Here is a 7,971-nt window from a genome sequence, read left to right as displayed (position 1 = left end):
ATTCCAAGAAGGCAGAAGTTGATACAGAGTGCGCGAAACACCGAAACGTCTTGGCGGAAATTAATTCCAAGAAGGCAGAAGTTGATACAGAGTGCGCGAAACACCGAAACGTCTTGGCAGAAGTTAATTCCAAGAAGGCGATCGCCACGATCCAACGCTTGGACAATTTCAGCGAGAGGCGATCGCCTTTATTGTAGTAGCGACTGTCTGAATAGTGTTGCGTAGGCAAAGCCCGTCGTAGACATCGCCCATGTATAATTGTTGATAAAATACGATCGCCAATCTTGTAGAGTGCAAAATAGAATCGGGTTCCCGAAGATTTAGACTTTCGATAAATTGTGTTACAAGTGCGATCGCAGTACTCTAGATATTATTAACAGTAAAATATTCATCTAGCTACTGCTTGGGCAATCTGGAGAAGAAAATGAGAGAACATGTCAGTCGGCAGAAAAAAACTACTACAGGCTTCTCAATTCCATCCCTGAAACAACCGATACGCGGCTTTGGTTTGGAGCCGTCGGCAATTTCACGCCAAGCAATTCCTAAAATACAACCACTCCACCAACCAGTTACTCACGATATCAGTCGCATACCACTGCGTACCCAGGCAAAACTCTCAATTAGCCAGCCTGGAGACAAATACGAACAGGAAGCTGATAGCGTCGCACAGCAAGTAATGCAAACAATGGCGCAACCTGTAAATCGCCAGTCTATCCAACGAGAAACATTGCCAGAAGATGAAGAAGAATTGCAGATGAAACCTCTGGCAAATTCCATCACTCCTTTGGTGCAACGAGAAGCATTGCCAGAGGATGAGGAAGAATTGCAAATGAAATCTCTGGCAAATTCCATCACTCCTTTGGTGCAACGAGAAGCATTGCCAGAGGATGAGGAAGAATTGCAAATGAAATCTCTGGACAATAGCACACTCCAACGAGAAGAAGTGCCAGAAGATGAAGAAGAGTTGCAAATGAAATCTCTGGACAATAGCACACTCCAACGAGAAGAAGTGCCAAAAGATGAGGAAGAATTGCAAATGAAATCTCTGGACAATCGCACACTGCAACGAGAAGCATTGCCAGAGGATGAGGAAGAATTACAGATGAAGCCGATGGTGCAGCGTCAGGCTAATGCTGGAATGGCTGCTACACCAGACCTGGAAGCCTCCATTAACCAAGCAAGGGGTGGTGGACAATTGATGGCAGACAATATCCGCGAACCGATGGAACGGGCATTTGGCGCAGATTTCAGTGGGGTAAAGGTTCACACGGATGGTCAATCTGACCAGTTGAATCGGTCAATTCAGGCACGTGCTTTTACGACTGGGCAAGATGTGTTCTTTCGTTCGGGTGAATATAATCCAGTGAGTCGGGGCGGACAAGAGTTGTTAGCGCATGAATTGACACACGTTGTGCAGCAAAATGGTGGTATACAGAGGTATTTGTCACATGAGCAGCCCTCATTGCAAAGAGAACTCAACATAACATCATATCTAGTTCAAAAGACACCGATTGGTGGACCTCAACACAATTACACGGCAAATAACAGCAGTAACACATTCATCTCGGATCATCTCGCACAGACCGAGGCACAAGCAGAAACTGCAACGTTAAATCGAGCAAACAATGGGCGTGGTACAACTAACACCGTATTAATGGAGACAGATGCTAATGTTAAGGATTTAGTGCTAGGAGCAGACTACGACGCAGCAGAGCCATTGGGTGGACCAATATGGAAAGTGCCAATTAATTGCAATTACATAATCATCAGGGCGGCTCACGGAGCCGATAACAATATTATTCGGGAAAGAGGATCTGTACAAAATGGCAGGGTATGGGTGAAAGTCTATTTCAATGAGCAAGGGCGTACCATTAGCATAACAGGGGTGTGGGGACAATAGTAGATTGTAGGTAATTAGTGCGATCGCAGACAATATCCGCGAACCGATGCAACTCCCAGGTAACAATCCAAGGAAATGCTGCACGATCTGCTTGCAGATTGGTATCGGTTTTATAGAAAGCGTGACGGTTGAGATGCCTAAGTGTAGTGTGCCGGAGTAATCGCATTCCAAAAATAGCTTATTTCCGTTTTTAGTTTTAACACCTAGCCTTAACTGAATTGTATTGCCTCTAATTCTTCCCTTACAGATAAAGGCTGATACCCCAATGCAAAAGCTTTGGAACTATCCAAAGAAACATCTGTTGGTCTAGGTGCTGCCATTTTCACATCTTGTTGGCGGCAGGATTTAAGTCTAGTGGCGGGAAGTTGCAATACTTCTACTAATATCTGTCCAAAATCATAACGTGAAATCCGCTCTTTGCCACCTAAATGAATGATGCCATTAACTTTTTCTAATGCTAATAAAAGTCCTTTGGCGGCAGTTGTTCCACTTACTGGGGTGCGAAATTCATCAATAAATAAATTTAGTTCTTTTTCGGCTTCTAAAGTTTGAATAAATGGCTGAATAAAGCTTTTCGCTGTGGGTGTTGCTGCACCAAACATCAACGGCATTCGACACACTGCGGTCATAGGATATCTTTCTAGCATACCTGCTTCTGCGATCGCCTTTTGCTCACCGTAAAGATTGACAGGACACACGGCATCTGTTTCTCGATATGGAGCATTTAAACCATCAAAAACTAAGTCGGTTGAGGTAAAAGCACAAGGAATAGAATTATCCGCGCAAAGTCCGGCAATATTGCAGGATGCTATAACATTAATTGCGTGCGATTCTTCAGGGTGGGTTTGACAAAAATTTGGTTGCGAATGTGCAGCAGTATGAATAACTGCTTCTGGTTTGACATCATTAAATATACGTTTCAATTCCTGAAAATTTGTTAAGTTTGCTTGTAAAATTTTCATCTCAGGAATCTCTAAAGGATGGGATAAATAAGTGCCATAAATCTCCCATTCTTGTTTTGCAAGCTGGCAAAGATGCCATCCTAAAAAACCACTTGCCCCAGTGATTAACAATTTTTTCATGTATAATCGTAAACCGCTCAAGAAAAAATCCTTGTTACAGCAGGCTTATATTTTACACTGAGTAGTGGCGCATCAAATACTATTGCAGTAATTCCTGAAACTGCTTTTCATTACGCACTTTGCTAAAGTCTGGGTCAGTTTTTGCTAATTTCTTGTATTTATTAGGAACAAGCTTGATTGCTTTGTCTAGGTTCTCAATTGCTAATTCTAGATTGCTTTGTAAAGCATAAGAGCAAGCTTTATTGTAATATGCTTGGTGCAAATCTTGCTTGATAGCGATCGCTCTATTATAAGATGCGATCGCATCTTGGTAGCGGTGCAGCTTTGTTAGAGCTATGCCTCGGTTAATTAAAGCTTCATATTTATCGGGTTTGATCGCGATCGCTTTGTTGTAAGATGTAACAGCATCTTTGTAGCGTTGCAACGATGTTAAGGCGATGCCACGATTATACCAAGCTTCATATTTGTCAGGTTTGATGGCGATCGCTCTATTATAAGATGCAAGAGCGTCTTGGTAGCGTTGCAACGATGTTAAAGCGATGCCACGGTTAATCCAAGCTTCAGGACTCTCAACTTTGATAGCGATCGCTTTATCATAAGCTTTTATGGCATCTTCATAATTTTGTCTATCTAATAAATTATTACCTTGATGAAAGTAATCTTCTGCTTTTTGGGTAGCCTTCGCTTCTATGAAAAGTTGGGTTACATTGCTTTCTTGGACAACCTGTGTAGTATTTTCTACCGATGAGTTTCCCCCACCACTACAGCCAAATGTCAAGAAAGCTATCAAGCCAGATGCAACGAAGCAGTGCCGAAAAACCATGCTGTACCTACAAAAATTATTAGATGATGTTCAAATTTGTTAGTTTTTTGAGTATTATCAAAATACACTAGTTTTTACCCATTAATTTACTTATATTTATTTTCCCAGAAAATTTTCTTGCTGATGCATAAAACTTTATCAAAATCAAGCGTGTGTAATAATATCATATTAAGTACACATAAAGCAATCGCTTAGAACCTGCTTTACTCAAAAAACAATTTATTTGTGCTGCTATATATATTGCGTAGCTGTGACTCGTCGTAAACATTGCACTCGTGTAGTAATTCACCCTGATGAAAAGCTTCTTTAATCCGCTAATGCCGACGGTATAAATCAGCCAGGATCGCAAAGGTGAAGACAGAAGTAATATCAGAATAGTTAGTTTTTCCAACCTCTATCTCTATTAATTACTTTTATTTTATGCTTAAAAATAAAATTCAAAGTAAGCTCTAGATATTGATAAATTGTAGAAATAATTTATATTAAATATATGGCAATTTAAAGTTTTAATATTACTTAAAAACTTATTATCGAGAAAAATTCTCATAAAAATTGCTAGTGCATTCATAATGCCATGAAATAATTTTTGGCATTAAAATTGTATATTTTGTATTCATCATTTTTATTTAGGATATAAAAGTATGTCTCTTTTCTCCCCTGATGGTCGGACAAAAGTTAGCAACACGACAACTTCTCCATTTAGTGCTGTAGGAAAGATGAGAATAAGTTGGAAAGGCCCAGATGGGGTTATTAATACTGCTGATGATATTATCATTAACGGTTCTGGCGCCATGATTGATTCCTACCACTTTTTAACAGCAGGACACTGTGTATATGATACGAGATATGGAGGTTGGGCAGATAAAATTGAGGTGATGCTTGGTTCTAAAGGAAATATCATTGCTGGTACAAACCGGGCTGATTATGAATATTATAGTGAAGCAAAATCTGTTTACACACGTTCTTTTGATGGATGGACTCAAGGAGATCAAACTAAAAGCGAAACTTTTCAATACGATATAGGATTGGTTACTCTTGACCGCAATATTGGAAACTTCACTGGCTGGTTTAACTATGGATATGACGATAATCTCAGCAGTGGAACTTTAATGAATGTCACTGGATACCCTTCTGATAAATTTGATTCCAATAGCGATGGGAAATTTGACAACTATGATATGTGGACTCAGAGTGGAAAAATCACAAGTACAACTGACTCAATATTGCGTAGTAATGAGCTAGATATCTTACCTGGAAATAGTGGAGGCCCTCTCTGGCTTAATAATTCCAACACAAATAAACCAACTATTTATGGAGTAGCTTCAAATGAGACAACCAGCAACAAAACTCCGCTTTACAACGAGTTCGCCCGAATTACAAGCGCTCGATATAATGAGATTCAAAACTGGATCGACCAAGACAATACCGCGCGCCAACCCACTGACAAAGCTGATTTAGTAGATTCTGATGTATGGTTTAACACCACTCTTGGAAGTTTTAATAATAAAACTATCAAATATGGGGAAAATTTCAGCATCACAGTCTATCCTCGCAACAATGGTACAGCCGCGACAGACACTTTCTCGGTTTCTTTTTATGCTTCCACTGATACCAATATCACTGATAATATTGGTTCTCATTACTTAATTGGTAATACAACTATTTCTTCGATTAATCCATTCAATTCGGGAACAGCGACTTGGAGCGGTGCATTTCCTAATATCCCAATTGGAAATTACTATGTTATTTCATTTCTAGATCCAACTAATTCAATCCAAGAGTTTGATGAAAGTCTAAGCAGCAACCAAAAGGTATTTAAAACTTTACTCACTGTTACCAATAGTACGCCTACTTCGCCAGATATGACCGTTTCATCAACCGTTAGCTCTCCTTTATCAGCTAATGAAGAAAATCTTACCTTAACAGGTGCAGATGATATTAATGGGACTGGTAATACTAGTAATAACAATCTAAATGGTGGAAATGGCAATGACATTCTTATAGGGGGAAGTGGTAATGATACTTTCGTTGGAGGTTTAGGTAACGATACACTAACGGGAGGAATTGGATCTGATGTTTTTACTATTAATACCCCTGCTGAGGGTATTCATAACATTACAGATTTTTCGTCCTTAGATGACACAATTTATGTTTCTAAAATAGGGTTTGGAGGTGGACTTAGTGAGGGTATACTTCAAGCTACGCAATTTTTTATCGGTTCAGTAGCAGAAGATAGTAGCGATCGCTTTATCTACAACAATAATACAGGAGGTTTATTCTTTGATGCTGATGGTACAGGCTCATCCAGTCAAATCCAAGTTGCTCAACTAGCAATAGGTCTAGCTATGACTAATACAAATATTTTCGTGATTGCCTAATAAGTAAAGACGCGATAAATCGCGTCTTTACTTAAGGGTTTTGGGTTTATCTGAACTGTATTACTCTATTTTCTCTGTGCAAGGCTTAACTAATGCCAAACACTGACTCGACAGTTGACTTAATCGAATCCCGCGCATCTTTCAAAGTTTGGCTAATGGGATGTTTTGCTTGCAAAAATGCGCGCGCACAATTGCGTCCCGGCATTCCCGAAATTGAACCACCTGGATGAGTCCCTGCACCAGTCAAAAATAGATTATCAATTGGCGTTTTGTAGTTCGCTATTTCTGGCAAGGGACGGAAGAATACCATCTGATCTAGGGTCATGTCAACATGGTAATAATTACCTTTGTACGCACCTAATCTTTCTCCTAGTTCGGCTGGACTTTCTACCCGACGGGCGATAGTTGCATTCTTGACATTGGGTGCATAGTCTGCCAATTTATCAATCACCCGATCTGCAACTTTGTTTTTCAATTCATCCGTCCAACCAGTACCTTTTAAACCAGTGCCTTCTGCACCAGCAATTTGATAAGGAGCAAAAAACTCAATCCATAGAGTGTGCTTACCTGGTGGTGCTAATGTGGGATCTAAATAACTAGGCATCACCAAGTACATTGATGGGTCAGCATCAGGAATTTCTCCCAAAGTACATTTACTATGAGCCTGTTCTACATGAGCCACAGAATCAGCAATCAAAATAGAACCAACCAGATATTCATCTTTGTGAGCGTGGTGAGGAAAGTGGAGTGGTTCGTCTAAAGCCAAATCTATTTTGAGGATGGTTTCGTTGTTGTTAACGATGCGGCGTTCTAATCTTTCCCATAAATTTGGGTCGGCTCCATCAATATCGCTTTTATCTGTCATTTGTAAGAACAACCGCTTGGCATCAATATTAGAAATAACCCCGTATTTAGCGCGATATTCTTTTCCACCAGCAACCCGCACACCTACAGCTTTGCCATCATCAATTAAAACTTTTTCAACGTGCTGATCTGTGAGAATAACGCCACCTTTACTTGTGACTAAATTCACCAAAGCTTGCACAAGTGCGCCAGTTCCGCCGCGAGGTCTGGCCATCCCCGGATTATGACGCATTGCCATCATAATTGCACCAATGGCAAGGGTTTTTTGTGATGGCGGCGCACCAAGTTCTGCTGATAGTCTGGCTAGTGGCGCTTTCAGAAATTCTTCATCAAACCACTCGTTAAGTAAATCCTCAGCGCTGGTCAACATCGTGCGAATAAAGTCCAGCGTTTTGTTTGGAGAACCAATAACAGAAAATAAATCTTTCAGTTTGGTGATGTCGTAGTTACCAAGGATGTCTATAACTGATTTTGGCGGTGCATTAAACATAGGAATCATTGCACCTAGCGCTCGCTGCCAAAAGTCTACAAATTCTGCATATTTTTTGGCATCACGTTGGTTGTAACGGGCGATTTCTGCACAAGTCTTTTCCAGCGACTTATGTCCTAAAAAATACTTCCCATCAGGATGAGGACAGAAAACAACTGGATCGCACTCCAAATAATGCAAGCCATATTTTTCTAGTTCTAATTCTTCAACAACTGGCCCTAAATGAATAAATTCATGGTCAATCGCACACAAATTGAATTTAAATCCAGGAGCTTCTTGCGGTAAGCATTCTTCAGTTGTTGCTGCGCCACCTGGTACAGAACGCTTTTCTAGTAACAGAACGCTATAACCAGCTTTTAGCAAATAAGCTGCGCAAACTAGTCCATTATGTCCAGCACCGATCAGCACAACATCATACTCTTGCATAGTTGGAA

General features: G+C 40.3%; 6 protein-coding genes and 1 pseudogene. 3 read left to right on the top strand and 4 right to left on the bottom strand.

Features of this window, described 5'->3' with window-relative positions; all coding sequences use genetic code 11:
• Together RMX89_RS27890 and RMX89_RS27885 are read left to right on the top strand one after the other, a co-directional pair.
• Positions 1-197 (top strand): annotated as a pseudogene (locus RMX89_RS27890) (hypothetical protein); the annotation flags it as partial.
• Positions 198-424: 227 nt separating this feature from the next.
• Positions 425-1,900: a DUF4157 domain-containing protein gene (locus tag RMX89_RS27885; RefSeq protein ID WP_322691208.1), complete on the top strand. Its 1,476-nt coding sequence runs from the start codon at positions 425-427 to the stop codon at positions 1,898-1,900.
• Here the strand turns inward: RMX89_RS27885 and RMX89_RS27880 are convergent.
• The 3 genes from RMX89_RS27880 to RMX89_RS27870 all read right to left on the bottom strand — a co-directional run bounded on the left by RMX89_RS27880 (position 1,872) and on the right by RMX89_RS27870 (position 3,805).
• Complete coding sequence (locus RMX89_RS27880; RefSeq protein WP_322671409.1) at positions 1,872-2,066, bottom strand: hypothetical protein; 195 nt, start codon at positions 2,064-2,066, stop codon at positions 1,872-1,874. The two genes, RMX89_RS27885 and RMX89_RS27880, sit on opposite strands and share 29 nt — an antisense overlap.
• Positions 2,067-2,109: 43 nt before the next feature.
• Positions 2,110-2,982: an NAD(P)-dependent oxidoreductase gene (locus tag RMX89_RS27875; RefSeq protein ID WP_322691207.1), complete on the bottom strand. Its 873-nt coding sequence runs from the start codon at positions 2,980-2,982 to the stop codon at positions 2,110-2,112.
• A 79-nt stretch (positions 2,983-3,061) separates the two neighbouring features.
• Entirely contained in the window at positions 3,062-3,805 is a 744-nt protein-coding gene (locus tag RMX89_RS27870) for a tetratricopeptide repeat protein (RefSeq protein WP_322691206.1), read from the bottom strand.
• Positions 3,806-4,446: 641 nt separating this feature from the next.
• Here RMX89_RS27870 and RMX89_RS27865 point away from each other — a divergent pair.
• Positions 4,447-6,183 carry a trypsin-like serine protease gene (locus RMX89_RS27865; RefSeq protein ID WP_322691205.1) on the top strand — a complete coding sequence of 579 codons (1,737 nt, stop codon included), beginning with the start codon at positions 4,447-4,449 and terminating at the stop codon, positions 6,181-6,183.
• Between the two features lie 85 nt (positions 6,184-6,268).
• On the opposite strand, the gene crtO is transcribed toward RMX89_RS27865, so the two are convergent.
• Positions 6,269-7,963 (bottom strand): beta-carotene ketolase CrtO, encoded by a 1,695-nt coding sequence (gene crtO / locus RMX89_RS27860; protein WP_322686887.1) that lies wholly within the window; start codon positions 7,961-7,963, stop codon positions 6,269-6,271.
• Positions 7,964-7,971 lie beyond the last annotated feature (8 nt).

It is taken from the genome of Nostoc sp. DedSLP04 (assembly GCF_034530775.1).
GTDB lineage: Bacteria > Cyanobacteriota > Cyanobacteriia > Cyanobacteriales > Nostocaceae > Nostoc.
This window is presented reverse-complemented; position numbering and strand designations above follow the sequence as displayed.